27 protein-coding genes are annotated in these 25,851 nt (G+C 39.4%); 25 read left to right on the top strand and 2 right to left on the bottom strand.

All coding sequences use genetic code 11. The features are described 5' to 3' along the window. The first annotated feature begins 6 nt into the window (after nt 1-6). The 3 genes from QVO66_RS08115 (at nt 7) to QVO66_RS08105 (ending at nt 3,043) form a co-directional block, all read left to right on the top strand. Complete coding sequence (locus QVO66_RS08115) at nt 7-345, top strand: hypothetical protein (RefSeq protein WP_021854964.1); 339 nt, start codon at nt 7-9, stop codon at nt 343-345. Then, nucleotides 338-2,263, top strand: coding sequence for a YgiQ family radical SAM protein (locus QVO66_RS08110; protein ID WP_021854963.1), 1,926 nt, complete (start codon nt 338-340; stop codon nt 2,261-2,263). Before QVO66_RS08115 ends, QVO66_RS08110 begins: the two co-directional genes overlap by 8 nt. A gap of 237 nt (nt 2,264-2,500) precedes the next feature. Continuing rightward, nucleotides 2,501-3,043, top strand: coding sequence for a hypothetical protein (locus tag QVO66_RS08105; RefSeq protein ID WP_021854962.1), 543 nt, complete (start codon nt 2,501-2,503; stop codon nt 3,041-3,043). Between the two features lie 140 nt (nt 3,044-3,183). Here QVO66_RS08105 and prmA read toward each other — a convergent pair whose 3' ends face one another. Beyond that, complete coding sequence (gene prmA / locus QVO66_RS08100) at nt 3,184-4,074, bottom strand: 50S ribosomal protein L11 methyltransferase (RefSeq protein WP_021854961.1); 891 nt, start codon at nt 4,072-4,074, stop codon at nt 3,184-3,186. A 192-nt stretch (nt 4,075-4,266) separates the two neighbouring features. Here prmA and QVO66_RS08095 point away from each other — a divergent pair, with 192 nt between their 5' ends. Together QVO66_RS08095 and QVO66_RS08090 are read left to right on the top strand one after the other, a co-directional pair. After that, the gene (locus QVO66_RS08095) at nt 4,267-5,139 is read left to right on the top strand and encodes a hypothetical protein (protein ID WP_288172740.1); all 873 of its coding nucleotides are present in this window, start codon (nt 4,267-4,269) and stop codon (nt 5,137-5,139) included. 44 nt (nt 5,140-5,183) lie between these two features. Then, nucleotides 5,184-6,758 carry an OmpP1/FadL family transporter gene (locus tag QVO66_RS08090; protein ID WP_021854959.1) on the top strand — a complete coding sequence of 525 codons (1,575 nt, stop codon included), beginning with the start codon at nt 5,184-5,186 and terminating at the stop codon, nt 6,756-6,758. Between the two features lie 444 nt (nt 6,759-7,202). Here the strand turns inward: QVO66_RS08090 and QVO66_RS08085 are convergent, their stop codons facing one another. Next, entirely contained in the window at nt 7,203-8,453 is a 1,251-nt protein-coding gene (locus tag QVO66_RS08085; RefSeq protein WP_021854957.1) for a DUF5103 domain-containing protein, read from the bottom strand. Nucleotides 8,454-9,269: 816 nt separating this feature from the next. Here QVO66_RS08085 and QVO66_RS08080 point away from each other — a divergent pair. From QVO66_RS08080 to QVO66_RS07985, 20 genes are all read left to right on the top strand, one after another. Then, complete coding sequence (locus QVO66_RS08080; protein WP_021854956.1) at nt 9,270-9,776, top strand: DMP19 family protein; 507 nt, start codon at nt 9,270-9,272, stop codon at nt 9,774-9,776. 13 nt (nt 9,777-9,789) lie between these two features. Continuing rightward, nucleotides 9,790-10,269: an SsrA-binding protein SmpB gene (smpB, locus tag QVO66_RS08075; RefSeq protein WP_021854955.1), complete on the top strand. Its 480-nt coding sequence runs from the start codon at nt 9,790-9,792 to the stop codon at nt 10,267-10,269. A gap of 20 nt (nt 10,270-10,289) precedes the next feature. Beyond that, nucleotides 10,290-10,922, top strand: coding sequence for an HAD family hydrolase (locus QVO66_RS08070; protein WP_021854954.1), 633 nt, complete (start codon nt 10,290-10,292; stop codon nt 10,920-10,922). A 93-nt stretch (nt 10,923-11,015) separates the two neighbouring features. Then, the gene (gene map / locus QVO66_RS08065) at nt 11,016-11,879 is read left to right on the top strand and encodes a type I methionyl aminopeptidase (protein ID WP_021854953.1); all 864 of its coding nucleotides are present in this window, start codon (nt 11,016-11,018) and stop codon (nt 11,877-11,879) included. 9 nt (nt 11,880-11,888) lie between these two features. Then, the gene (gene tsaD, locus QVO66_RS08060) at nt 11,889-12,914 is read left to right on the top strand and encodes a tRNA (adenosine(37)-N6)-threonylcarbamoyltransferase complex transferase subunit TsaD (protein WP_021854952.1); all 1,026 of its coding nucleotides are present in this window, start codon (nt 11,889-11,891) and stop codon (nt 12,912-12,914) included. A gap of 11 nt (nt 12,915-12,925) precedes the next feature. Next, on the top strand, nt 12,926-13,450 hold the full coding sequence (locus QVO66_RS08055; protein WP_021854951.1) for a CinA family protein: 525 nt from the start codon (nt 12,926-12,928) through the stop codon (nt 13,448-13,450). A 199-nt stretch (nt 13,451-13,649) separates the two neighbouring features. Continuing rightward, on the top strand, nt 13,650-13,913 hold the full coding sequence (rpmB, locus tag QVO66_RS08050; protein WP_021854950.1) for a 50S ribosomal protein L28: 264 nt from the start codon (nt 13,650-13,652) through the stop codon (nt 13,911-13,913). Between the two features lie 5 nt (nt 13,914-13,918). Then, nucleotides 13,919-14,107 (top strand): 50S ribosomal protein L33, encoded by a 189-nt coding sequence (gene rpmG, locus QVO66_RS08045; protein WP_021851691.1) that lies wholly within the window; start codon nt 13,919-13,921, stop codon nt 14,105-14,107. A gap of 25 nt (nt 14,108-14,132) precedes the next feature. Beyond that, entirely contained in the window at nt 14,133-14,291 is a 159-nt protein-coding gene (locus tag QVO66_RS08040; protein ID WP_006950479.1) for a DUF4295 domain-containing protein, read from the top strand. A 102-nt stretch (nt 14,292-14,393) separates the two neighbouring features. Continuing rightward, the gene (gene ftsY / locus QVO66_RS08035) at nt 14,394-15,353 is read left to right on the top strand and encodes a signal recognition particle-docking protein FtsY (RefSeq protein ID WP_021854949.1); all 960 of its coding nucleotides are present in this window, start codon (nt 14,394-14,396) and stop codon (nt 15,351-15,353) included. Beyond that, nucleotides 15,350-16,651 (top strand): 30S ribosomal protein S12 methylthiotransferase RimO, encoded by a 1,302-nt coding sequence (rimO, locus tag QVO66_RS08030; protein WP_021854948.1) that lies wholly within the window; start codon nt 15,350-15,352, stop codon nt 16,649-16,651. Before ftsY ends, rimO begins: the two co-directional genes overlap by 4 nt. Before the next feature lie 93 nt (nt 16,652-16,744). After that, complete coding sequence (locus tag QVO66_RS08025) at nt 16,745-17,032, top strand: HU family DNA-binding protein (RefSeq protein ID WP_021854947.1); 288 nt, start codon at nt 16,745-16,747, stop codon at nt 17,030-17,032. After that, complete coding sequence (locus QVO66_RS08020; RefSeq protein WP_021854946.1) at nt 17,032-18,492, top strand: HU family DNA-binding protein; 1,461 nt, start codon at nt 17,032-17,034, stop codon at nt 18,490-18,492. The genes QVO66_RS08025 and QVO66_RS08020 overlap by 1 nt, the downstream gene beginning before the upstream one ends. Before the next feature lie 417 nt (nt 18,493-18,909). Next, nucleotides 18,910-19,905 carry an AAA family ATPase gene (locus QVO66_RS08015; protein WP_021854945.1) on the top strand — a complete coding sequence of 332 codons (996 nt, stop codon included), beginning with the start codon at nt 18,910-18,912 and terminating at the stop codon, nt 19,903-19,905. Beyond that, nucleotides 19,905-20,774 (top strand): DUF58 domain-containing protein, encoded by an 870-nt coding sequence (locus QVO66_RS08010; RefSeq protein ID WP_021854944.1) that lies wholly within the window; start codon nt 19,905-19,907, stop codon nt 20,772-20,774. Before QVO66_RS08015 ends, QVO66_RS08010 begins: the two co-directional genes overlap by 1 nt. Before the next feature lie 40 nt (nt 20,775-20,814). Further along, nucleotides 20,815-21,882, top strand: coding sequence for a BatD family protein (locus QVO66_RS08005; RefSeq protein ID WP_021854943.1), 1,068 nt, complete (start codon nt 20,815-20,817; stop codon nt 21,880-21,882). Between the two features lie 13 nt (nt 21,883-21,895). Beyond that, entirely contained in the window at nt 21,896-22,894 is a 999-nt protein-coding gene (locus QVO66_RS08000) for a vWA domain-containing protein (protein ID WP_021854942.1), read from the top strand. An 18-nt stretch (nt 22,895-22,912) separates the two neighbouring features. Further along, on the top strand, nt 22,913-23,929 hold the full coding sequence (locus QVO66_RS07995) for a vWA domain-containing protein (RefSeq protein ID WP_021854941.1): 1,017 nt from the start codon (nt 22,913-22,915) through the stop codon (nt 23,927-23,929). A 29-nt stretch (nt 23,930-23,958) separates the two neighbouring features. Then, complete coding sequence (locus QVO66_RS07990) at nt 23,959-24,645, top strand: tetratricopeptide repeat protein (RefSeq protein ID WP_021854940.1); 687 nt, start codon at nt 23,959-23,961, stop codon at nt 24,643-24,645. 26 nt (nt 24,646-24,671) lie between these two features. Beyond that, nucleotides 24,672-25,851, top strand: a 1,180-nt coding sequence (locus QVO66_RS07985) for a BatD family protein (RefSeq protein WP_288172739.1), incomplete at its 3' end; no start/stop codon positions are given.

Below are 25,851 nucleotides of genomic sequence, written 5' to 3'. Positions count from 1 at the left end.
TATAATATGGAAACTTACAAAATTCAAGCAAACGCATCTGGAACAAGAAATATAGCAGTGACGGAAGAGCATCTGAATACAATAAAGAAGTATTCTCTTTTGAAGAATCTTATTGACAGTAACGGCATTATTGATGAACCGGTGCTTGATAAACTTAAACTTAATGTCAGGTCTATGTTGGAGTCTTCTGCCGAGGTTGATAAGGAACTTCTTGATTTGTGCCTTGATGTGATTTATAATAATAACATGAAGGCTTTTGGCTTGTATCAGCTCGTGTTGTTGTTTATCAAATGGGAAAATGAAAACAAGTCATCTGACGATAACGAAAATAAAGTAAATGACTGATTATAGGCTTTCAGACTGGATACCTACAACTAAAAAGGAGGTTGAACTTAGAGGATGGGATGAACTTGATGTTATCTTGTTCTCTGGAGACGCTTATGTAGATCATCCTTCTTTTGGCTGTGCTGTTATTGCGAGAACTTTGGAGGCACAGGGCTTACGTGTCGCAATTGTTCCGCAACCTGACTGGCATGGTGATTTCCGTGACTTTAAAAAGCTGGGACGTCCGAGGCTGTTTTTTGGTATAGCGCCAGGATGTATGGACTCTATGGTTAATAAATATACGGCCAATCGCCGTCTTCGTTCTGAAGATGCATATAGTCCGGATGGCAGGCATGATTGCAGACCTGAGTACCCGACAGTTGTTTACAGTCATATCCTACGTAAATTATATCCTGATGTTCCGATTATATTAGGTGGTATTGAGGCTTCTTTGCGCAGGCTTACTCATTATGATTATTGGAAAGATGAACTGAAGAAATGTATTCTGTGTGATTCTGGAGCGGACATGATTATTTATGGAATGGGGGAGAAACCGATTACTGCACTTTGTAAAGAGTTGCTGGAGAGACGCAACATTCATGAAATACATGATATACCGCAAACTGTGTATCTCATAAAGAAGAAAGATTTTGCCAATGACATTAAATCCGATGATCTTATCTTGCATTCTCATGAGGAATGTCTTGTAAATAAGAAGTTTCAGGCAGAGAATTTCAGGCATATAGAGGAAGAGTCAAACATGTTACATGCGCACAGACTTCTGCAAGAAGTTGACGGGTATTATGCTGTCGTAAATCCTCCTTATCCCCCCATGACAACAGAGGAACTTGACAGTTGTTATGATTTGCCGTATACCAGACTTCCTCATCCGAAATATAAAAATAAGCGTATTCCTGCTTATGAGATGATAAAACATTCTGTAAACATTCATCGTGGATGTTTTGGCGGGTGTGCTTTTTGTACGATAAGTGCCCATCAAGGTAAGTTTATCGTTTCAAGAAGTAAGCAAAGCATACTTAAAGAGGTTAAGAAGGTTATCGAAATGCCTGACTTTAAAGGATACATAAGTGATTTGGGAGGCCCGTCTGCAAACATGTATGCCATGTCAGGAAAGAATAAATCTATTTGTGAAAAATGCAAACGGCCGTCATGTATAAATCCTAATATATGTAAGAATCTTAATACAGACCATCGCCCATTGCTGGATGTATATAAGGCCGTAGACTCACTACCCGGCATAAAGAAGAGTTTTATCGGAAGCGGTGTCCGTTACGATTTGTTACTTCATAGAAGTGATGATGAGAATATTAATAAAGCTGCAAAAGAGTATACACGCGAACTGATTTGCAGGCATGTTAGCGGCAGATTGAAAGTTGCGCCTGAACATACATCTGATAGGGTGTTAAAGTTAATGCGTAAGCCTCCATTCTCTCAGTTTGAGTCTTTTAAAAAGATATTTGACGATATAAACACAAAGGAGAATTTAAGGCAGCAGATTATACCTTATTTTATAAGCAGCCATCCCGGATGTAAGGAAGAAGATATGGCAGAACTTGCTGTAAAGACAAAAAACTTAAATTTTCATCTGGAACAGGTGCAGGATTTTACACCAACTCCAATGACCGTAAGTACAGAGGCTTGGTACACCGGTTTTGATCCTTATACATTGGAACCTGTATTTTCGGCTAAAACTCAACGTGAGAAACTTGCCCAAAGGCAATTCTTCTTTTGGTATAAGCCGGAGGAGAGAAGAAATATCGAACATGAGTTGATGAGGCTTGGACGACCGGATTTGATCAGGCAACTATATCCAAGACCATTGCAGAATTACGCAAACAAGTCGAAGAATGAAAATAATAGAACAACTGGTAGTAGGAAAGAAAAGCCAAGAGGAGTGCGAAGACGGAATAATCGTTAATGAGAATTTCGCTGCTGTTATAGATGGAAGTACAAGCAAGACACCTATCCGTATGAACGGCTTGTGTTCTAACGGCAGATATTGCATGGAACTCATAAAGAATTGTATAAATTCTATTTCTAGTGACATTGATGTATATGGATTTTGTCAATATATGACAAAATCCATATATTCGAAATACCTAGATTTAAAAATAGATGTTGAAAGGTTGAAGTTGCATCCGGAAGAAAAATAGATGTGGAGAGGTTGAAGTTGCATCCGGAAGAGCGTCTTACGGCTAGTGCGATTGTTTATTCTTCCAAGTTGAGGCAAGTATGGATGATTGGAGATTGTCAGTGTCTTGTTGGTGGTTGCTTTTATGATAATCCTAAGCCTTATGAACAGGAATTAGCCGAACAAAGAGCTTTATTTTTACGTGAAGCAATTAATAATGGTATAACACCGGAAAGTGTAAGTATAAAAGATTGTGGAAGAGAAAGTATACTTCCGGAATTGGTAAAATGCTGCAGATATCAGAATGTTTCTTATGCTGTTATTGACGGTTTTGATATACCTATGGATAAAGTTCGTGTGATAAATGTTGACGAAGGGATAAATGAGCTTGTTTTGGCGAGTGACGGTTATCCGTTTTTAAAACCGACTTTAGACGAAAGTGAGGCTATGCTGGCAAGCCAGTTGGGGAACGATCCGCTTTGTATGAATACATTTAAAGCAACAAAAGGACTTATGGCAGGAAATAAGTCTTTTGACGACAGAAGCTATTTGCGTGTCGGTATATAGTTAATATGTAAAACAAAATATTTCAACCGGCCAACAGTTATAAATTTAAATCTAAGACTGTTATTTGTCGATGGATATACTTGTTGGCCGATTGAAATAAATATAAAGACTAAGTAAGATGCTCTTCTTTTAATTCATTATTAATCCAGATTTTTAAATTTGAGCATGCACCAATCGTTTTTGCTGTTATTGTCAATAATGGTCAGTTTAAGCGATTTAGCCTTTTCTACTAATATTTCAGTGTCACTTGTATAGAATCCGCTTAATATCAGCACAGCTCCCGCAGACATTTTCTGTTTGAACATATGCATGTCGGCAAGTAGAATATTTCTGTTTATGTTGGCTGTTATTACATCGTATTTGTCTTTTATATCTTTCAATACATTTGAATCGCCCAATAGTACAGACACATTCTCAACGTTGTTAAGAGTGCAGTTGTGCGTAGTGTTTCTTACGCTCCATTCGTCTATGTCATAAGCAGTTACGGCTTTGGCGCCAAGTTTAGATGCAACTATCGACAGAATGCCTGTTCCACATCCGCAATCTAAAAATAATTTATCTTTCAGTTCTGTGTTAAAAAGCTCGTTGATTATCATGTATGTCGTTTCATGATTGCCTGTGCCAAATGCCTGTTCTGTGTCAATTGTTATATTGAGCAGGTTTTCGTCTTCAACAAGTTGCGGTACATTGTTCTTATCGTGTATTATACATTTATTTTCAATGAGTATAGGTTTAAAACCTTGCTCCTCCCATGCGGCATTCCAGTTTTTGTCCTCAGCATCTTCAACGTTATAGGTTATCTGGATATCGTCTATAGGAACGTTGTTAAGACATTCATCTAAAACTTCTTTGTTGAAGTTTTGTGTCTGAACGTAACCGGTTACAGTCGACATGACATCCTCGAATGACTCAAAGCCGGCATTGCCTGCAAAATCACATAGAATGTCTTTTGCTGCTTGCAGAAGCATTTCGTCATCGATATTTCGTCCTTGATTGTCTGTAATGCAGAATTTTACTTCAAGATATTTCATACTACGTGTTAAATTTTTATGCAAATGTATAAAAAATAGGGGAAAACCTATTATGGTTTAGGGTTTTTCCCTAATTTTGCATTACAAGAAATTTTATTTTTGCATACAAGAAAATCTGCTTATTAAATTAAGAAGTGTAGAGAATATGAAGACAAAGGTATTATTTTATAATAATATTAGGAGGTGGGGTTTATGAAAAGAAATATTTTAGCATTATTTTTATTTGGTCTGATATCGTCAGGAGCATATGCTCAGGATGATATGTATTTTACGCCCAAGAAGACAGAAAAAGTTGTGAAGGAAGTGGCTCCTGTTGCGTCATATCATGAAAATCATATGGATGTAGACGAATACAACAGGCGTGGCTTTTGGGGTAATGAGGGATACGTCCAGGCCTCAGACACAACAGCTAGTGATGTTATTGACTTCAGCCCATCTGATTCGTTGCAGACAACTGCATATGCAGGGGCGGAAGGTGAGTATGATGAAAGTTATAATCCCGAGGACGACTATGTGTATAGCCGCCGTATGAGCCGGTTTGATGATTTTTATTGGTACGATCCTTGGTATTATGGGTGGTATGGACTTTATTGGTATGGCAGTCCATATTGGTATGCTTATTCAGGTTGGTATGGTCCTTGGTATGATCCATGGTATTATGGATGGTACAGGCCTTGGGGCTATGGATGGTATCATTCGTGGTATTGGCCAGTTTCATATTACAGACCCTATAGGGGCATAACCGGAACGAGCAATCACGGGCGTGTGAACTATGGCCACTCAGGAGGAGTAAACAAGAATTTCAGAGGTTATCGTGGCACAAATAACCGTGCTAACGCCAACCGTGGTTCTTATAACGACCGAAACAATAACTCGAATACAAATTATAACCGATTTAACGGTAACCGCAGAAATAATTACAATAATCAAAACACGATGCCTCGTCCGTCGTACAACAATGGCAGCTCATTCGGCGGTAGCCGTGGCGGCGGATCTTTCGGTGGCGGTTCGTTTGGCGGTAGCCGCGGAGGAGGTGGCGGTGGACACTTCGGCGGTCGTAGATAGTTTGTTAGGTGAGATAAATTTTGTTACATAAAAATATTTTGACTATGAGACGTTTACTAATTATATTCGCGTCAACTCTTTTTGCATCATATATGTCGGCGCAAGAGACTTATGAAAATGCCAATATTGCAGGCGAAGATCTCAACGGCACAGCCCGTTATGTAGGTATGGGAGGTGCGCTTGATGCTTTAGGTGCAGATATTTCGACTATTGGTACAAACCCTGCCGGTATAGGTCTGTTCCGCCATTCGATGGCAAATGTTTCGTTTGGCTTCGTGTCACAGCAGGACGGTAAAAGTTTTGCAAACGGTAATACAACGAACATGAGCTTTGATCAGGCCGGTTTTGTGTATTCAAAGCGTACGGGACGAAACTCTTTTCTGAACCTTGCGTTCAATTATCATAAGAGCCGTAATTTCAATTACATACTTTCTGCTGCCGGTGCTCTTAAGGGCGCGTCACAGAATAAATTGTCTTACATGAAGGGAGCTGAAGGTGTGTTTAATATTTATAACGATAATGGTACATTCCTTGCAGATGATAATTCATTTAGCCAAGTTGACTATTTGTACTACAATGCCTTGCTTTCTGATGCAGACGGTGCATTCTATTATAACAATGCAACCAATTATATGTTCAACCGCGCCAATACCGGTTATATAGGCGAGTATGACTTTAACATCAGCGGTAATATAAACGATCGTGTATACCTTGGTCTTACCGTAGGAATAAGCGATGTAAACTATAAGGGCTATAGTGAATATACCGAGGCTCTTGTAGATGCTGACGGCGGGTCTGTGGGAAATGTTACTCTTGCTGATGAACGTCGTATAAGTGGAAGTGGAGTTAATGTTAAGGCCGGTGTCATTATACGTCCTATAGAGACATCACCTTTCCGTATAGGCCTTTCTGTTGCAACGCCTACATGGTATGATTTGACAACGTCAAACTATACAACCTTGGCAAACAACTCAAGTGTAGGCATGTATGATTCTGGCGAAATAGGCGAGAGCTATGACTTTAAACTTTATACACCTTGGAAGTTTGGCGTGAGTCTTGGTACCACAGTGGGCAATTATCTGGCCATCGGTGCAGGATATGAGTATGCCGATTATGGATGTATTGATTCAAGGGTAAACACTGGCGGAGGATATGACTGGTATTATGATGAATATTGGGAGAGCAGTGCAAGCGATAACGCAATGAACAATCATACAGAAAACACTCTGAAAGGTGTCAGCACGCTGAAACTTGGTGTTGAGTTTAAGCCGGATGCAAAATTGTCTTTACGACTTGGATATAATTATGTTTCGCCGATGTATGAGAAATATGGATATAAAGACGGAACAATAAACTCTCCCGGTTCGTATTACAGTTCTTCGACAGATTATACAAACTGGAAGGCAACTAACCGTATAACATGTGGTCTGGGATATAACATAGGCAAGATGTCTTTAGACCTTGCATATCAGTATACTGTTCAGGACGGTGATTTCAGCCCGTTTACTAATTATTATGCAGGACCTCAGGATACGCCTGAAAATAATAACATTTGCGATGCTGTGAACGTTTCAAACAAACGCCATCAGCTTTTGCTCACGTTAGGTTATCACTTCTAGGCAATTATGGCTGCAACACCTACATGAAGTATGTAGGAAAAACGATTATACAGCCAGATAATCAGTCTCGATTTGCTTAGGTATAAATATAATTATGGCAGATATTTACACTCATAAGGTGAAAATATCTGCCATGTTATTTTTCTTGACATGCAGGCTGTCCCTTCTTGTCTTTAGCGTTTCCCGCGTCTTGTTCTGATGTTTTCTTTTGTGTGGCGGTTGCCATTTCTTTAATCTTTTATTATGACAAATGGGTGTATTTGCGTGGTATTGTTTGTTTGGGCTAACTTATGATTCTGCGAAATAATCTTATGGTTAATTGCAAGTTGATGTGTGAGACGATGTCAGACATTTCAATACACATGAGCAGAATGTTGGTTTGGCATAAAAACAGGGCGGTTTAAAATAAAGCCGCCCTGTTTTTATAAAAGTATTCTCGTGTTACTATTTAATCTGAACCTCCTGATATGCCACAAGTCTGTCTGTACGTTCTCCCTGACCTCTGTAGTAGACTAAGGCCTGATATTTATTTTCTGTTTGATAGAAACTTCCCTCAGTAGGCATTATCTGCACAGTACCGGAGTTGTCGAGCATCACAATTTGATATGAGTAGTAACCCTGTTTCTGCATTATTGTTGCTTCATAGCACAGAGTGGCATCGTTGTATGTCATTTGGTAGTCCGGCGTAAACCAGTCGTTGGTCCATGTGGCATTCAGATATACTGTGCCGTTGACTTTCTGAGGGCATTTCAGCCTGTAGTGCACGAATACGTATTCTGATGAAATGTCGTTCTCTATATTGTCACTGTTGCGTATGTAGAATGCTCCGTTGGCATCTTCATCGTAGACATAATTCAGCCGCGGCTCGCACATGAACGGATATACATTATAGTTCTTGCCGTCCCAGTCAATGCGGTCGATGCCCATTGTCGGGTGGCTGACGTCAAGAACTTCAAATTTGTGATATTCGTTTCCGGCAGGAAATATCAGGTCTCTGTTGTGGTCCCATTTAAGACCATTGGGCATGATGTATTGCGGTTTTGCATTCAGCTTGGCGTTATACCATCTTCCGTTTTGCATTACGGCAGTTTTAATTTGTGATGTCGGGTCGGTTACGTTGATGTTGCCATAGCTCAGCTGCATCGACACCTGCTGATGAGCCTTGTTAAAGTCGAGGTCTGTGTTTGTCGTAACGCTTAGCTGCAATCCCATTTGAGGCTCGAGTACCATGAAGCACGCCGTAAACACACGCCGGTTGTTGTCGTTTTCGTCATAAACAGTAAGTTTGTAGTTGCCGCTCATCTTCAGTTGGCAGTCTTCGTTCGGTATGCGCAGCTTGTAGTGTGTGTAAAGTACGTTTGTGTTTATCGACTCTTCATTATCGTCTATGGTGCTTCCGTCTGCAAATCCTTCGATGTAGTCGCTGGTAAAAAGCCCGTCTGACACCGTCCAGTCTGCATTGCAGTGCTCAATTTTGTATACATATCTGTGATAAGAATGCGTGAGATCGTCGAACCCGATGTTTATAATGTCGTTAGGACTGTTTCCTCTTAGTTTTATCACAGGCAGCGACATCCAGTTTTGTCCGGCCACCACTTGCAGCGACTTTATGTTTGGGTCATAAATTTCATGCCTTTGTGCATTGGCGCACGTGATGAGTGATGTCAGCAATGTTAAAAGTATAGTTTTCTTCATAAGGTCTTTTTTTATAATATATAACGCAAAGAAATTCTGTTTATTGCTTTTGGTTATCCCTGCAGGCGGCCTGCCTATTTTGTGTAGTTTCAGCATTCTTTTTTATTTTAAATAATGTTCTTGTCATAATTCTGTTGCCCTTATAAATGATTTGGGCTTCTATTTATAGCTTTTGTCGCATGTATAATTGTTTTATTTCGGAACAAGCCGTTTGTTGCTGTTGTGACATTTAACGCTCCTGAAATGCCTGTCGCGTTTTGGAATTTGTGGTCTAATGGGAAAATGCGCTAAAATACTCATTTGCTGCAAGTGCTTGATTATAAGTATGTTACTTCATTTTAGCTAAAAACTGCAGCACTCCGCATATGTAAAATACGGCTTTTGCAGTCTGATATGCCATGTTTTGTGGTCTAACTCATTGCTTTTTGCTTCGGATTTAAGTGCTTTTTGTATTTGAAATCACTTAAAATGATTATAAATACACGTCTAATAGTGAACGTGTGTTAACAATCGGCCGGTATGATATTCATATTTTTAATCTTGATTAACGTTGTATTTTCTAAAACAAAAAATAATAATGTCCTGATTTTTTACTTTTGAAGCGTTCGCGTTTTGTCCTTTTTGAGAACAATAACCGTTTTTGTCTTAGTGTCATTGTGGCATGTTCCGGCTATGGTGCCGTTGCGTTGTGTCATATAATTTTTTGATTTTGACATGCTCCGATAGTCTACAATGTCAATAAAATCAGATATTTATTTTGTGTTGTTTTTATTTTGCGTTATCTTTGCATGATAATTACCGGTAAACGAAAGATATATGAATATAGCCAAAGTTAAAGATTCTGATTTGCGCAATGCTGCTTCGGCAGGTATGGATGAGTTCTTGAAAGTGTTTACAGACGCAATAATGGCGAGCGTGGGCGGAGAACTTACAGCCGACACAATGGCAGAACTCAATTCGGATCAGATAACGCTTCTTGCATATGACATACTGCATAATGAGGTGATGGATGGAGGTTTTGTTCAGCTGATTTATAACGGATATGGAAGTTTCCTGTTCCGCAACCCTTTTGCAAAAGCAATAAAAGGGTGGGGCATAGACGAGCTGGCAAGTCTTGTAAAAAAGGCCGGAAAGCTTTATTTCAAATATAAGAATGAAATAGAGCGCGAGTGCACCGACGATGAGTTTATGGCTATGTTTGAGCAATATCCCGAATTTGACGACCTCGATGACTTGTTCGTTGAGAACGAAGAGACCTGGACAGGGATGGTGGCCTGTTACGTGGATGAGCATATCGAACGTTTTGTAACGGTTGAGGAATAAAACAGATTGAAAAATGAACAAAGAAGAAGAACTGCTTAGAAAGAAAAGTCCGGTAAGCATCCGTAACAAGAAAGCCTCTTTCGAGTATTTTTTTGTTGATACATACACAGCCGGTATTGTGCTTACCGGTACAGAGATAAAGTCGATTCGGCTTGGCAAGGCTTCGCTTGTTGACAGCTTCTGCTATATACACAATGGCGAGATATGGGTCAAGGGAATGAACATTTCGCCTTATTTCTTCGGCTCATATAACAACCATGAGGCAAAACGCGACCGTAAGCTGCTTCTGAATAAACGCGAGATTCATAAACTTCAGGAAGCCACCAAGCAAGTTGGTTTCACCATAGTGCCCATATTGGTGTTTATTGACGATCATGGACGGGCAAAGATGGATATAGCCTTGGCTAAAGGTAAGAAGGAATTTGACAAGCGTCAGACGATGAAGGAGAAAGAAGACCGGCGCGAGATGGACAGGGCTATGAAGCATTATTAAGTTAAAACGTTGGCTTTATTATGGAACGTGTCATAAAGAATATAGTTTTTGATTTGGGCGGCGTCATTATGACCCTTGACCCTGCAGAGGCTTTGCGCCGTTTCAAGGCTCTCGGTCTGTCTGATGCCGAGCGCTATCTTGATTCTTACACGCAGTCAGGCATCTTCGGAAATCTCGAGGAAGGAAAGATTACTGCGGAGGATTTTCGCAGTAAACTCAGCAGCCTGACAGGGCACGAACTTACGTTCGATGAGTGTAAGCATGCATGGCTTGGCTATCGTAAAGATGTTCCGCAGCGCAATCTTGACTTGCTGAAAGAGCTTCGTGCCAAGGACTATCGTCTTATTCTGCTGTCTAACACCAATCCGTTTATGATGGATTGGGCGTTGAGCAGTGAATTCGACGGAAAAGGCTCATCTCTCAACGACTATTTCGATGCTTTATATTTGAGCTATCGTCTTGGCATAATGAAACCTGCGCCTGATTTTTTCAGACAAGTGCTTGACAACGAAAATATCCTGCCGGAAGAGACACTCTTTGTCGATGACGGCCCGCGCAATGTTGAGGCTGCAGGCAAATTGGGGTTCATGACAATGTGCCCGGATAACGGTTCTGACTGGACCGGTGAGCTTCGCTCACTTCTTCATTTATGAAATCATTCGGCATGTTTGTGCGGAATTTCAGACATATACAGATAAGATGTTGTAATAAATTGCTACTTTTGTAGGCGTTTAAAATAATATAAAATGGTTTTCAAGAAAAAAAGGAGATGGCATTGTCTCTCTGGTCAGCCGATTACTGACATGGATAAACAGGTTATGTATTGGGAAAACAAGGGTAAGCTTGTGCCTACGCGTGACCTGATAAAAACTCCCGAGCAGATTGAAGGAATAAGACGAAGCGGAGTTATCAACACAGAAGTGTTAGACGAAGTGGCCAAGAATATTCATGAAGGAATGAATACTCTTGAGATAGACAAAATCTGTTATGACTATTGTGTAAGCCATGGCGGCACACCGGCTTGCCTTAATTATGAGGGATATCCTAAGAGTGTATGTACAAGCATAAACGAAGTCGTATGTCATGGCATACCTAAGGAAGAAGATGTGCTTAAGGAAGGAGATATTATTAACGTCGACTTTACTACAATACTTGACGGATATTATGCCGACGCTTCCAGAATGTTCATTATCGGCAAGACCACACCTGAGAAGGAGCAACTGGTCCGTGTTGCCAAGGAATGTCTTGAGATTGGAGCAGAGGCCGCTAAGCCATATTGCTTTGTAGGCGATATCGGACATGCAATACAGAAGCATGCCGAGAAATATCATTATGGTGTCGTGCGTGATCTTTGTGGCCACGGAGTGGGACTTAAGTTCCATGAAGAGCCTGAGGTCCTGCATTTTGGTCACCGCGGAACGGGCATGCTTATTGTGCCTGGCATGGTGTTTACTATTGAGCCGATGATAAATATGGGAACATGGCAGGTGTTCATTGATGCTGATGACAAGTATGGCTGGGAAGTGATAACCGGTGATGAGAAGCCGAGTGCACAATGGGAACACACTTTCCTTATGACTGAACATGGTGTGGAAATTCTTTCAGAATGATTTTAGATTATGAATGACGTATATATATTAGGTATAGAAAGCAGCTGCGACGACACTTCTGCTGCTGTTCTTCGCAACGGCGTGCTGTTGAGCAATGTGACGGCTTCTCAGGAAGTGCATAAGGCTTATGGAGGCGTTGTGCCAGAGCTTGCTTCGCGTGCGCATCAGCAAAATGTCGTTCCGGTTGTTGATCAGGCTTTGAAGCGTGCCGGTATTGAGAAAGAACAGCTGTCTGCCATTGCCTTCACGCGCGGTCCGGGACTTATGGGCTCGTTGCTTGTTGGAGTCAGCTTTGCAAAGGGTATGGCCCGTTCGTTAGGCATTCCTCTTATTGATGTCAATCACTTGCAGGGGCATGTCATGGCTCACTTTATTAAAGAGAGCGACGACGACCATTCTGCTCCTCCATTGCCGTTTATCTGCCTGCTCGTTAGTGGCGGCAATTCGCAGATTGTGAAGGTTAATGCCTATAATGACATGCAGGTGCTCGGACAGACTATTGATGATGCTGCAGGTGAGGCTATCGATAAGTGTTCAAAGGTAATGGGGCTGGGTTATCCCGGTGGTCCGATTATAGACAGGCTGGCCCGTCAGGGTAATCCTCATGCCTATAAGTTTGCCGAGCCGCATATACCAGGATTGAATTATAGCTTCAGCGGACTAAAGACGTCTTTCCTTTATAGTTTGCGTGAGTGGATAAAGGACGATCCTGATTTTATAGAGCATCATAAGGAAGACTTGGCTGCCAGCCTTGAGTATACTATTGTTGATATATTGATGAAGAAACTCCGTCTTGCCGTAAAGCAGACAAATATCAAGCATGTGGCTGTTGCCGGAGGTGTCAGTGCAAATAACGGATTGCGCAATGCCTTCTATGAGCATGCGGAGAAGTATGGTTGGACAATTTATATACCGAAGTTCAGCTATACCACCGATAATGCAGCTATGATTGGCATAACGGGCTATTATAAATATCTTGACAATGACTATTGCTCAATAGATAAACCGGCATTTTCAAAAGTAACTTTTCAATAAATAAATTAAATATGGATTTCGAAAACAAAATACTCAGCAGAGAGATAAGTCAGTTTATTTGGGAAAAAGGCAAGACATTAGGTACGGCAGAGAGCTGCACGGGTGGCCGTATAGCTGAAGCAATAGTCCTTATGCCCGGAGCGTCAAACTATTTTAAGGGCAGCATAGTCTCATATACCAATGAAGTTAAGGAAAAGGTGTTGGGAGTAAGTCATGAGGTTCTTGAAGAAAAGACAGCTGTATGTGAGGAAGTTGCCATTGAGATGGTTAAAGGAGCAATAAAATTGCTTAACGTTGACTATGCAATCTCTGCAACAGGAATAGCTGGACCGTCAGGAGGCACACACGAGAACCCCGTTGGAACTATTTGGATAGCATGCGGAAGTGCTGATGACATCGTGACTTTAAAACTTGAGGAAGATAAAGGCCGCGACCTGAACTTGGCTAATGCCACAAGCAAGGCTTTGCAGTTGTTCTTGCAGTATCTGACAGACAGACTTGCAGAGGACGCGCCAACAGATGCTGAAAAGCATTGATGGATGCCTTGAGCCGTTTGATTGTCTTCTTGTGCGATTAAGAACTCTCAAGTATCAGTCTTGACTTTCTTTAATAGTGCTAAAAAAAGATAAATATTTGATTATTAGCAAAAATGTTTTGCTTATTCAGAAAAAGTTAGTAATTTTGCACTCTGTTTGGAATAAGTATCAAAAGATTAAACAAAAAACGTAGATTGCAATGTCGAAGATTTGTCAAATAACAGGGAAAAAAGCTCAGATTGGAAATAACGTTTCACACTCAAAGCATCGTACAAAACGCAGCTTTGACGTGAATCTTTTCAGCAAGAAATTCTATTACGTAGAAGAGCAGTGCTGGATAAGCTTGAAGATAAGTGCGGCTGGCTTGCGCTTGATTAATAAGGTTGGCTTGGACGCAGCTCTTAAGCAGGCTGTTTCTAAAGGCTACTGCGATTGGAAGGATATTAAAGTTATAGGAGAATAAGCACAATGGCAAAGAAAGCTAAGGGTAATAGAGTTCAGGTTGTATTGGAGTGCACCGAAATGAAAAATAGCGGTCTTCCTGGTACAAGCCGTTATGTTACAACAAAGAACCGCAAGAACACTCCTGAGAGAATGGAGTTGATGAAGTATAATCCTATCTTGAAGAAGATGACTCTTCACAAGGAGATTAAGTAATAACAATTAAAAACAGTTTTAGAAAATGGCAAAGAAAACCGTCGCTACCCTCCACGAAGGTTCAAAGGATGGTCGCGCTTATACTAAGGTTATTAAGATGGTGAAAAGTCCTAAGACAGGTGCCTATATCTTTGACGAGCAGATGGTACCTAATGAGGCTGTTAAAGACTTTTTTAAGAACTAATCTTTGAATATGAGATATTTTAAAAAGGCTGCAAATAATTTTGCAGCCTTTTTTGTTGTGGATGTGAGTTCATTTTACTAATTTTGTAGCAAAATATTTATTATGGGGTTATTTGGTATTTTTAATAAGAACAAAAAAGAAACTTTAGATAAGGGCTTGGAGAAAACAAAGCAGAGTGTTTTTTCAAAAATAGCCCGTGCCGTTGCAGGAAAGTCTAAAGTTGATGATGATGTGCTCGACAATTTGGAAGAAGTCTTGATCACGTCTGATGTCGGTGTTGATACAACATTAAAAATAATTCGCAGAATTGAGGAAAGAGTTGCACGTGACAAATATGTCTCAGTGTCAGAACTTAACGGCATACTTCGTGATGAGATTGCTGCCTTGTTGGCTGAAAATAACTCCGAGGACAATGATGATTGGGGACTGCCGCAAGACCATTCTCCTTATGTGATACTTGTTGTAGGTGTTAACGGTGTCGGAAAGACGACAACAATAGGCAAGCTCGCTTACCAATTTAAGAAAGCCGGCAAGAAAGTTTACCTTGGCGCAGCAGATACGTTCCGTGCAGCTGCTGTAGAGCAACTGTCTATATGGGGAGAACGTGTCGGAGTTCCGGTGGTCAAACAGCAGATGGGTGCTGATCCCGCAAGTGTTGCATTTGATACGCTAAGTTCTGCAAAGGCTAACGGAGCTGATGTAGTGTTGATTGACACTGCAGGGCGTTTGCATAACAAGGTCGGTCTTATGAATGAGCTTAAGAAGATAAAGGATGTGATGAAAAAGGTCATTCCTCAGGCTCCGGATGAGGTTATGCTCGTGCTTGATGGTTCAACCGGACAAAATGCTTTTGAACAGGCTAAGCAGTTCTCTGCTGTAACTCAAATAACAAGTCTCGCCATAACGAAACTTGACGGAACAGCCAAGGGAGGTGTCGTGATCGGAATATCAGACCAGTTGAAAGTTCCTGTTAAATATATTGGATTGGGTGAGGGAATGGAAGACCTTCAGCTGTTTAATAAGAAACAATTTGTAGATTCACTCTTTAAGGTAGAAAAGTGAGAAAGAATCAGATAGATTTTATAACCATGGGATGCTCTAAGAATCTTGTTGACAGTGAGATTCTTATGCGCCAGTTTGAGCTAAATGGATATAAATGTGTACATGACAGCAAAAATCCACAAGGAGAAATTGCTGTCATTAATACATGTGGCTTTATCGGTGATGCAAAGGAAGAAAGTATAAATACTATTCTTGAATTTGCACAGGCAAAGGAAGAGGGACGTATAAACAAACTTTATGTCATGGGATGCCTGTCCCAAAGATATAAAGCAGAACTGGAAAAGGAAATACCTCAGGTAGATAAATATTACGGGAAGTTTGACTTCAAACAGTTGCTTACCGATTTAGGTAAGGCCGAAGTGTTGGATTGCAGAAATAAGAGATTCCTTACAACTCCGAATCATTACGCATACATAAAGATTAGTGAAGGATGCGACCGTCATTGCGCTTATTGTGCCATACCGCTGATTACCGGACGGCACGTCAGCAGGCCTAAGGAAGAGATTCTTGAGGAAGTAAAGGCTTTTGTGGCATCTGGCGTAAAGGAATTTCAGATTATTGCTCAGGAATTAACATATTATGGCATTGATATAGACGGTAAACGTCATATCGCTGATTTAATATCTGCAATTGCAGACGTTCCCGGTGTAGAGTGGGTACGTTTGCATTATGCCTATCCAACACATTTTCCTTATGAACTTTTAGATGTCATAAGGGAAAAACCAAATGTATGTAAGTATTTGGATATTGCATTACAGCATATTTCTGACAATATGCTTCAGGCAATGAAACGAAATATAACTAAGGAAGAAACTTATGCGTTGATAGAACGTATAAGGAAGGAGGTTCCAGGCATTCATTTGCGTACAACGCTTATGGTTGGCTTTCCTGGTGAAACCGACGAGGATTTTGAAGAACTGATGGAGTTCACCAAATGGGCGCGGTTTGAGCGTATGGGAGCTTTTGCCTATTCAGAGGAAGAAGGTACTTATAGTGAAATTCATTATAATGATGATATTGCTGATGATATTAAACAAAAACGTTTGGACCGTTTAATGGATTTACAGCAGAATATAAGTGGTGAGATTGCTTCTGAGAAAATAGGAAAGGTGTTTAAGGTCATTATAGATAGAAAAGAAGGTGATTATTATATTGGTAGAACTGAATTTAGTTCTCCTGAAGTAGATCCGGAGGTTCTCATACCTGTAAGTGAAAAACGTCTTCGTACAGGTTGTTTCTATAATGTGAAAATAACTGATGCAGAAGAGTTTGACCTGTATGGTACAGTAAACTATTGATTGCCTTATAGTATAAAATACCATAATTAGGCTGTTGGTAATGTTTGGCATCGTGTTTTTACGCTATGCTTGATTTAATATGAATGTTTTTGTATGAACAATAAAAGTTTTATTTCTGAGTTGTCTCAGAGAATGGGATATACGCAGGATGATACCCAAAAAATGGTGAACACAATAATAGATTCCATGAATGATTGTTTTCAGAAAGGGGATGTTGTGTCTATTCCTAAATTTGGTACTTTTGAAGTAAAAAAACGTCTTGAGAGAATAGTCGTAAATCCGGGAACTAAACAACGCATGCTTGTTCCTCCAAAACTTGTTCTTGGTTTTAAGCCAATAGCATCTCTTAAAGAAAAGGTTAAAAATGGAGGGCAGGGATAATGGCAAAGAATTCGGTACAGGAAATAGCCGCTGTGATAGCAGGCAAGCATGGGTTGTCGCAGCAGGATGCTGAGGCTTTTGTCTCTTCGTTTTTTGATTTGATAAATGAAGGTCTGCACAGCGAAAAAGCAGTTAAAGTAAAAGGATTAGGCACATTTAAAGTTATTGATGTTCGTGAGAGAGAAAGTGTAAATGTAAATACAGGAGAGCGTGTATTGATAGAGAGTCACGCCAAAATAACTTTTACTGCAGATCCTGTTATGCGCGATTTGGTGAATAAGCCTTTTGCGCAGTTTGAAACTGTTGTGTTGAATGACGGGGTTGAACTTGAGGATATGGCAAAGGTACAGACCCCTGATGATTCTGATTTGAAAGATGACGGCATTGATGATGTTGATTCTGAAAATATAAGTGATGAGGTTGATGAGACTAATTCTCAGGAAAGTTATACGGAATCTTTTAATATCATTAATAGCAACTACGATTTGCCTCAATTTGAGCAAGATCGGTCGGATAACCAGGATTGTATTAGTGGCAAAGATTTAGAAGAAGAGACTGCATCTGGAAATACAGAAAATTCTGCTAGACCTATAAGTGGGCAAAATGACGACAAGGATTATTCGGAGCAGAATGCAGGTGGTCTGAATGATGATGATATTGCTACTGATTCAAAGCATGTAGATTTAGTTGTTGAGGATAAAAATGAAGAGGAGGCAGGGACGTCAATTATTTGTGATAATGAAGATGAAGTAGGTTCGCAAAATTGTGTACAAGATTCTGAAAATGTACCTGAAGGAGAAATTCAAGTAGGACAGACGGAAAATGTTGAACCTGAAAGGTTTGCTAATAAAACCATAGAACAATTTGTCGCAACCGGTCGTATAGACGAAGTTCACGATGATTCTGATGTACAAAAAATACACAGCAAATCAGGCATGGCCTGGTATTATTGGATCTTTTTAATGTTGGTTGTTGCAACTTTGGCTTTTTGGGGCGGTATCTATTGGAATGAAAGTAATACTAAGCCTGTGATAAAATATGTTACAATAAAGCAACCTCTTGCGTCTGCCAATACAAGTGTTGCCGATACGATGGCAAATAATGATTCTGTTAAATCTGCTGATAATAAGTTGAAGCAGAATTTACAGGATTCGATAAACGTAAATAAAAATACGATAGAGAAGTCTGAAAGAGAAGGGAATGTGCCAACAAAACCATCTTCAGCTGCTGTTGAAAGAGCGGATTTGAAAAATGCAGCTACTGCAGTCAGAACCGGCGCTTATCGTATTGTGGGCACAGACAGAGTGGTTACGGTAAAGAAAGGCGAGACTTTGAGCAAAATTTCAAGGTTCTATCTTGGTGAAGGTATGGAATGCTATATAATGGTTCATAATGGAACTTCTGATATAAGGGAAGGTATGCGACTGAAAATACCAAAATTGGTGAGCAAAAAGAAGTAATAGTCACGATAACTTGTCTTAGTATTTTTATTCAAAAATAACGATATTGGCAGTTTGGGAGCTGATATGAGTTTTTATAAGATAAGAAGCATTTCTCAATCTGTGTAAATAGTTTTACATTTGTATGAATAGTTAATATTGATTTCTGTCTTGAATCAGTTTTTATCCGTATGGGATATTCTGGGAAAGACAGAAATCAATCTGTTTTGTTGTAATGATATGGTTTAATATTGTCATTATGAATAATATTGAAGTAGTCTCGTTTGTGCTATTGATATGGATAAAGCGCTTTATATTATAGGCATAATAAAGTAATAAGAAACTTTTTTAATATTATTTAGTCCCAAATTTTCGCACATCAATTCATAATGTAGTATTTTTGCGGGTAAAATAAGTGTAACAATAAAATTTGGAATTATGGCAGAATCTATAGATATCCGCGAGTTGAATATCTTGATAGAACAAAAAAGCTCTTTTGTAGCTAACATCACAGCGGGTATGAACCGTGTTATTGTAGGACAAAAACATTTGGTTGATACACTTTTAATAGGACTACTTAGCGATGGACATATATTGTTAGAAGGTGTACCTGGATTGGCTAAAACACTGGCTATTAAAACATTGTCTCAACTTATCGATTCAGAATACAGCCGTATACAGTTTACTCCCGATCTTTTGCCGGCCGATGTAATCGGTACAATGATTTATTCTCAGAAAGATGAGAAATTTCAGGTAAAGAAAGGTCCCGTATTTGCGAACTTTGTATTGGCGGATGAAATAAACCGAGCTCCAGCAAAGGTACAGAGTGCTTTACTTGAAGCAATGCAGGAGCATCAGGTAACAATTGGAAGTACGACTTTCAGTTTGCCGAATCCTTTTTTGGTAATGGCAACACAGAACCCGATAGAGCAGGAAGGTACTTATCCTCTGCCAGAGGCTCAGGTTGACCGTTTTATGCTTAAAGTAATAATAGATTATCCTACACTTGAAGAGGAAAAACTTATTATACGAGAAAATCTTGCAGGTTCGCTTCCGAAGGTAACTCCGGTTATTACTGCCGATGATATTGTTGAGGCACGTAAGGTCGTTGAAAAGGTGTATATTGATGAAAAGATAGAACAATATATTGCTGATATTGTATTTGCCTCAAGATATCCTGACAGATACGGACTATCACAATTGAAGGATTTGATCATTTTCGGTGGCAGTCCACGTGCAAGTATTAATTTGGCTAGAGCATCACGTGCATATGCTTTTATCAAGAGACGCGGATATGTTATTCCTGAAGACGTACGAGCAATAGCCCATGATGTTTTACGTCATAGAATCGGTTTGTCTTATGAAGCAGAGGCTACTAATGTTACAAGTGAAGAAATTATAAGTGATATAATTAATAAGGTGGAGGTTCCTTGATGGATACCCAGGACATTCTCAAAAAAGTTAGAAAAATCGAGATAAAGGCTCGCGGACTCAGCAATAATATATTTGCCGGGCAATATCATTCTGCCTTTAAAGGGCGTGGTATGGCCTTTAGTGAGGTGCGTGATTATCAGTATGGTGATGATATACGTGATATAGATTGGAATGTTTCTGCGCGTTTTCATAAACCTTATGTCAAAGTATATGAGGAAGAGCGTGAACTTACGGTAATGCTTTTGATAGATGTCAGTGGCTCCTTAGATTTCGGGACACAGAAAACAACGAAAAAGGAGATGGTGGCAGAAATCGCAGCAACACTTGCTTTCAGTGCCATACAGAACAACGATAAAATAGGAGTTGTATTCTTTTCTGATAAAATAGAAAAATATATCCCTCCGAAAAAGGGTCGTAAGCATATACTTTTTATAATTCGTGAGATGCTGGATTTTCATCCTGAAAGTAAAAAGACGGATTTGAAAAAGGCTGTTGAGTTTCTCACAAGTGTGTTAAAACGTAGATGTACAGCATTTATTATGAGTGACTTCTACACGCACACCGATTTTGAAAACGCATTGACAATATGCAACCGTAAGCATGATGTAGTTGCTTTGCAAGTATATGACCCACGTGCCAAGTCTCTTCCTGATGTAGGTTTGATAAAAGTTTGTGATGCTGAGACCGGACATGAGATGTATATAGATACGAGCGACAAACGATTGCGTGATGCTCATTATTCGTATTGGCTCAATAGACAAAAGGAACTAAGTTCTATATTTAATAAAAGCAATGTAGATAATATATCTATTGCGACTGACCAGGATTATGTAAAATCATTGATGCAACTGTTTGCCATGCGTAGTTAATAAAACATGTGCTGCGGTTAAATTGATTATTCATGATTAAATGAAACGTATTATTTGTATTATATCATTAGTGGCTTGTGTCTTAGGCCTGTATGCTCAGGTGTCTGTCGAGTCAAAAATAGATTCGATAGAGATTCTTATTGGTGAACAGACAGATGTTGTATTGACAGTAACAGCCAAGGAAGGAGCTGTTATTAAAATGCCCGTATTTAAGCCTTCACAGTATATAACGCCAGGCGTTGAAGTGTTGTCTGATTCAAAGGCTGATACTTCACAATTGGATAATAATATTATTAAAGTAACAAAGCGTTATACTTTGACTTCTTTTGACGAGAATCTGTATTATATTCCGCCAATGAAGGTGACCGTTGATGGTAAAAAATATCAGAGCAAAAGTCTTGCCCTTAAGGTGTTGACTGTTCCTGTTGATACATTGCATCCTGAAAAGTTCTTTCCGCCAAAGGATGTACAGAATAATCCGTTTCAGTGGGAAGATTGGGCTTCTCCTTTTTGGTTTAGTGTGTTGTTTGTTCTTATGGGAGTGCTCGCATATTATTTGTGGACACGCCTTAAGGAAAATAAACCGGTCATTGCGCGTGTGAGAATAGTGAAAAAAGTATTGCCTCACCAAAAGGCTTTAAGTGAGATAGAGCATATTAAGTCTGATCGTCGATTGATGTCTGAAGATCAAAAAGCTTACTACACACTTCTTACGGATGTGTTGCGTAAGTACATCAAAGAGCGTTTTGGATTTAATGCAATGGAGATGACAAGTTCTGAGATTATAACAAGACTGCAAAACGAGAACGACAAGAAAATGGTAGACGAATTGAAGGAACTTTTCGTTACGGCAGACCTTGTTAAATTTGCCAAATATTCGACACTTATTAATGAGAATGACGCCAACTTGGTAAATGCAATAGAATTTATTAATACAACTAAGGTAGAAAATCAGCCTGTTGTAGAGCGAATAGAACCTAAACTTACAGAAACAGATAAACGTAATATGCGTTCAAGGACCATCTTGAAGGTTTCGATAATAGCTCTTGTGGTAGTAAGTATTTCGCTTTTGGCTCTTGCAATATATCAAGTTAGTTTGTTGATATAGGAGACTATAAATTATGGAATTTGTCAATAAAGAATATTTCTTGTTGTTGCTGTTGCTCATACCTTATTTAATTTGGTATTTGCTTCATAGAAAGACGAGTGAGCCTACGATGCGCATGAGTGATACACATGCATATCAGTATGCTCCGAAAAGCCTGCGTGTGCGCTTGATGTGGCTACCTATGTTATTGCGCATTATTGTTTTTGTGCTTGTTGTTGTAATTTTAGCTCGTCCTCAAACTCATAGTAATTGGGGTAGTCGTACAGTAGAAGGTATTGATATAATGTTGGCTATGGACGTCTCCACAAGTATGCTTGCTGAAGATTTGAAGCCAAATCGTATTGAAGCGGCTAAGAGTGTCGCATCAGAGTTTATCTCTGGGCGTCCTGATGATAATATAGGTCTTACCATTTTTGCCGGTGAGGCATTTACACAATGCCCAATGACAACAGATCATACGTCATTGATAAATTTATTGCAGAATGTGCGTACAGATATAGCTGCAAGGGGATTGATAGAGGATGGTACTGCAATAGGCATGGGTTTGGCAAATGCAGTAAGTCGCTTAAAAGACAGTAAAACAAAAAGTAAGGTTGTTATTTTGTTGACAGACGGAAGTAATAATCGTGGAGATATTTCTCCGTTGACAGCTGCTAATATTGCTAAGAGTTTAGGAATACGTGTATATACAATAGCAATTGGAAGCAAGACAATGGCTCCATACCCTATGCAGGTTGCCGGTACGATTCAGTATGTCAATATGAGGGCAGATGTTGATGTGAAAACCTTAAGCGAGATAGCTTCTACTGCAGACGGACAATTTTATCGTGCAACAAATACAGCTGAATTGAAAAAGATATATAAGGATATTGATAAGTTGGAAAAGACAAAGATGGACGTAAAAAAGTTTTCCAAAAGGTATGATGTATATCAGCCATTTGCATTGGCTGCTTTAATCGTATTTTTCTTGGAAATACTGTTGAGATTGACAGTCTTTCGTCGTATTCCATAATAAATTAAATATAAGGTTATGTTCAGATTTGAAAATCCTGCCTTTCTATATTTGCTTATAATTATTCCGGTTATTATCGTAATACGATTGCTGGAGATGCGTAAACGTAAGCTTAAGCTGAAAAAGTTTGGTGATTTGTCCTTACTAAAGCAGCTCATGCCTGACGTTTCGTCATCCCGTAAGTCGTTGAAATTCTGGCTGATGATAGCGGCTTTGGCGTTGTTGATAGTTATGTTGGCACGTCCGCAGATGGGAACAAAGATAAGTCAAGAAAAACGTAAAGGTATAGAAGTTATAATCTCATTGGATATTAGTAACTCAATGAGAGCTGAAGATGTTGTTCCGTCAAGATTGGATAAGAGTAAGATGCTTGTAGAAAACATGGTTGACAATTTTACAAATGATAAAGTTGGGCTTGTTGTTTTTGCAGGTGACGCTTTTATTCAATTACCTATTACAAGTGATTATGTGTCTGCAAAGATGTTTTTACAGAATACAGATCCCTCATTGATAGCAACTCAGGGTACAGATTTGGCTGGAGCTATAGAGTTGAGCTCAAAAAGTTTTACCCAGCAAGATAAGGTCGGACGTGCAATATTGATTATAACTGATGGTGAAGATCACGAAGGAGGAGCTATTGAGGCAGCAGAAAAGGCACGTAAGAATGGCATTAGGGTTTTTGTCCTTGGAGTTGGTTCAACAAAAGGTTCACCAGTGCCAGACGGTAATGGCGGTTATATGAAAGATAATTCAGGTCAGGAGGTGATATCTGTTCTTAATGAAGAAATGTGTAAGCAGGTTGCTCAAGCTGGTGGAGGCGCATACATACATGTTGATAATACAAGTCTTGCACAGCGCCAGCTTAATGATGAATTAACGAAACTTCAGAAGGGTGATATTTCTAGTGTCGTTTATAGTGAATATGATGAACAGTTTCAGGCCGTAGGAATATTGGTGCTTATTCTTCTGATTATAGAAATGTTGATTCTTGAGCGCAAGAACCCTTTTTTCAAGAAGATAAAGCTGTTTAAATAAACAATAGATAAAATCTGCAATAAGTTAATATGATAAAACATCTTTTATTAATTATATTACTGGGGATATCCATAGATTCAATAGCACAGACAGATCGTCAGTTTGTGCGTGATGGAAATCGCTTGTATCACAAAAAGGCTTATGACAAGGCGGAAGTAATGTATAGAAAAGCTATTTCTAAAAATCCAGCCAATTCACAGGCTATTTATAATTTGGGATGTGCTCTTATGATGCAGAGTAAAGACTCTGCTGCTGTAGTGCAATATCTTAATGCGGCAAAAATAGAAAAAAATAAGCAAAGATTGGCTCTTGTATATCATAATATAGGAGTAATCTGTCAAAATCATAGAATGTATGGTGAGGCAATCAAAGCTTACGAACAGTCTTTGCGAAATAATCCGAAAGACAATGAAACACGCTATAATTTAGCTCTTTGTAAAAGATTGCAGAAGAAACAGGGCAATAAGAACAATCAGAACAAGAAGCAAGAAAAGGATAATAAAAATAAGCAAGACGGCAAGGATAAGCAGAACGATAAAGAAAAAGATAAAAATAAAGGTCAGGACAATCAGGCAAAGCCTAAAGAGGAGCAGATGAGTAAGGATAATGCAGAGCAGCTGCTTAATGCTGCAATGCAGAGTGAGAAGGCAACACAGCAGCGAATGAAGAAGGCTTTACAGAAGCCAAGTTCTCGTCGCTTGCAGAAAAACTGGTAATAATGATAAATTAGAAGTTTGTATTTATGAAAAGATATTTATTGATATTACAGCTATGTTTATTCTGTGTAATTGTATCAAATGCACAGAAACTTATAGTTAATGCACCTTCACGTGTTTCTGCAGGCGAAAATTTTAGGTTGACATATACAGTTAGTACCCAGAATGTTAGTGATTTTCGTTTGGGAAGTGTGCCTGAGGCTTTGGAAGTTATAACTGGTCCATACACATCTTCTCAATCAAGTTTTCAGATGATAAACGGTCATACAAGCAGTACTTCATCTGTTACTTATACTTTTATATTGTGCGCTTCAAAGAATGGTACTTTCACAATATCTCCTGCACATGTCGTTGCTAACGGAAGAAAGTTAGCATCTAAAGCAGTGAAGATCACTGTTTCAGGGGCAAGTCAAAGTGGTAATGGCTCGCCACGCATGCATGATGATTCTGATAATCAACCTCGTTTGAGAGAAGCCGGCACGCCTATTCAAGGTGGAGATTTGTTTATAAAAGTAAGTGCAAACAAGCGACGTGTACATGAGCAAGAGCCAGTCCTGCTTACATATAAGGTTTATACATTAGTTGATTTGACTGAACTTGAGGGTAAAATGCCTGACCTTACAGGTTTTCACACGCAAGAAATACCGCTTCCACAACAAAAGTCATATCATATAGAACGCGTAAATGGAAGAGCTTATAGGTGTGTGACTTGGAGTCAATATGTTATGTATCCGCAAATGACGGGTAAGCTTGAAATTCCGAGCATTACATTTACTGGTACCGTTATTCAGCAAAATCGTAATGTTGATCCTTTTGAAGCATTTCTGAATGGAGGTTCTGGATATATAGAGGTCAAGAAAAAAATTAAAGCACCAGGTGTGACCATACAGGTGGATCCTTTACCAAAACGTCCGGCTAATTTTTCCGGTGGTGTAGGTAAGTTTAACATTAGTGCACAGATAAGTAAGAAAGAGATAAAGGCTAATGAGCCTGTGACTATTCGTGTTGTTGTCGGCGGTATTGGAAACTTGAAGCTGATAAAGCAACCTGTTGTCAATTTCCCAAAGGATTTTGATAAATATGATGCAAAGATAACAGATAAGACAAAGTTGACTTCAAATGGAGTAGAAGGCAACATGATATATGATTTCTTGGCGGTTCCTCGTAATCAAGGTAAATATGAGATTCCTGCTGTAGAATTTTTTT

The organism is Prevotella sp. CAG:255 (assembly GCF_000431195.1).
Taxonomy (GTDB): domain Bacteria; phylum Bacteroidota; class Bacteroidia; order Bacteroidales; family Bacteroidaceae; genus Prevotella; species Prevotella rara.
This window is presented reverse-complemented; position numbering and strand designations above follow the sequence as displayed.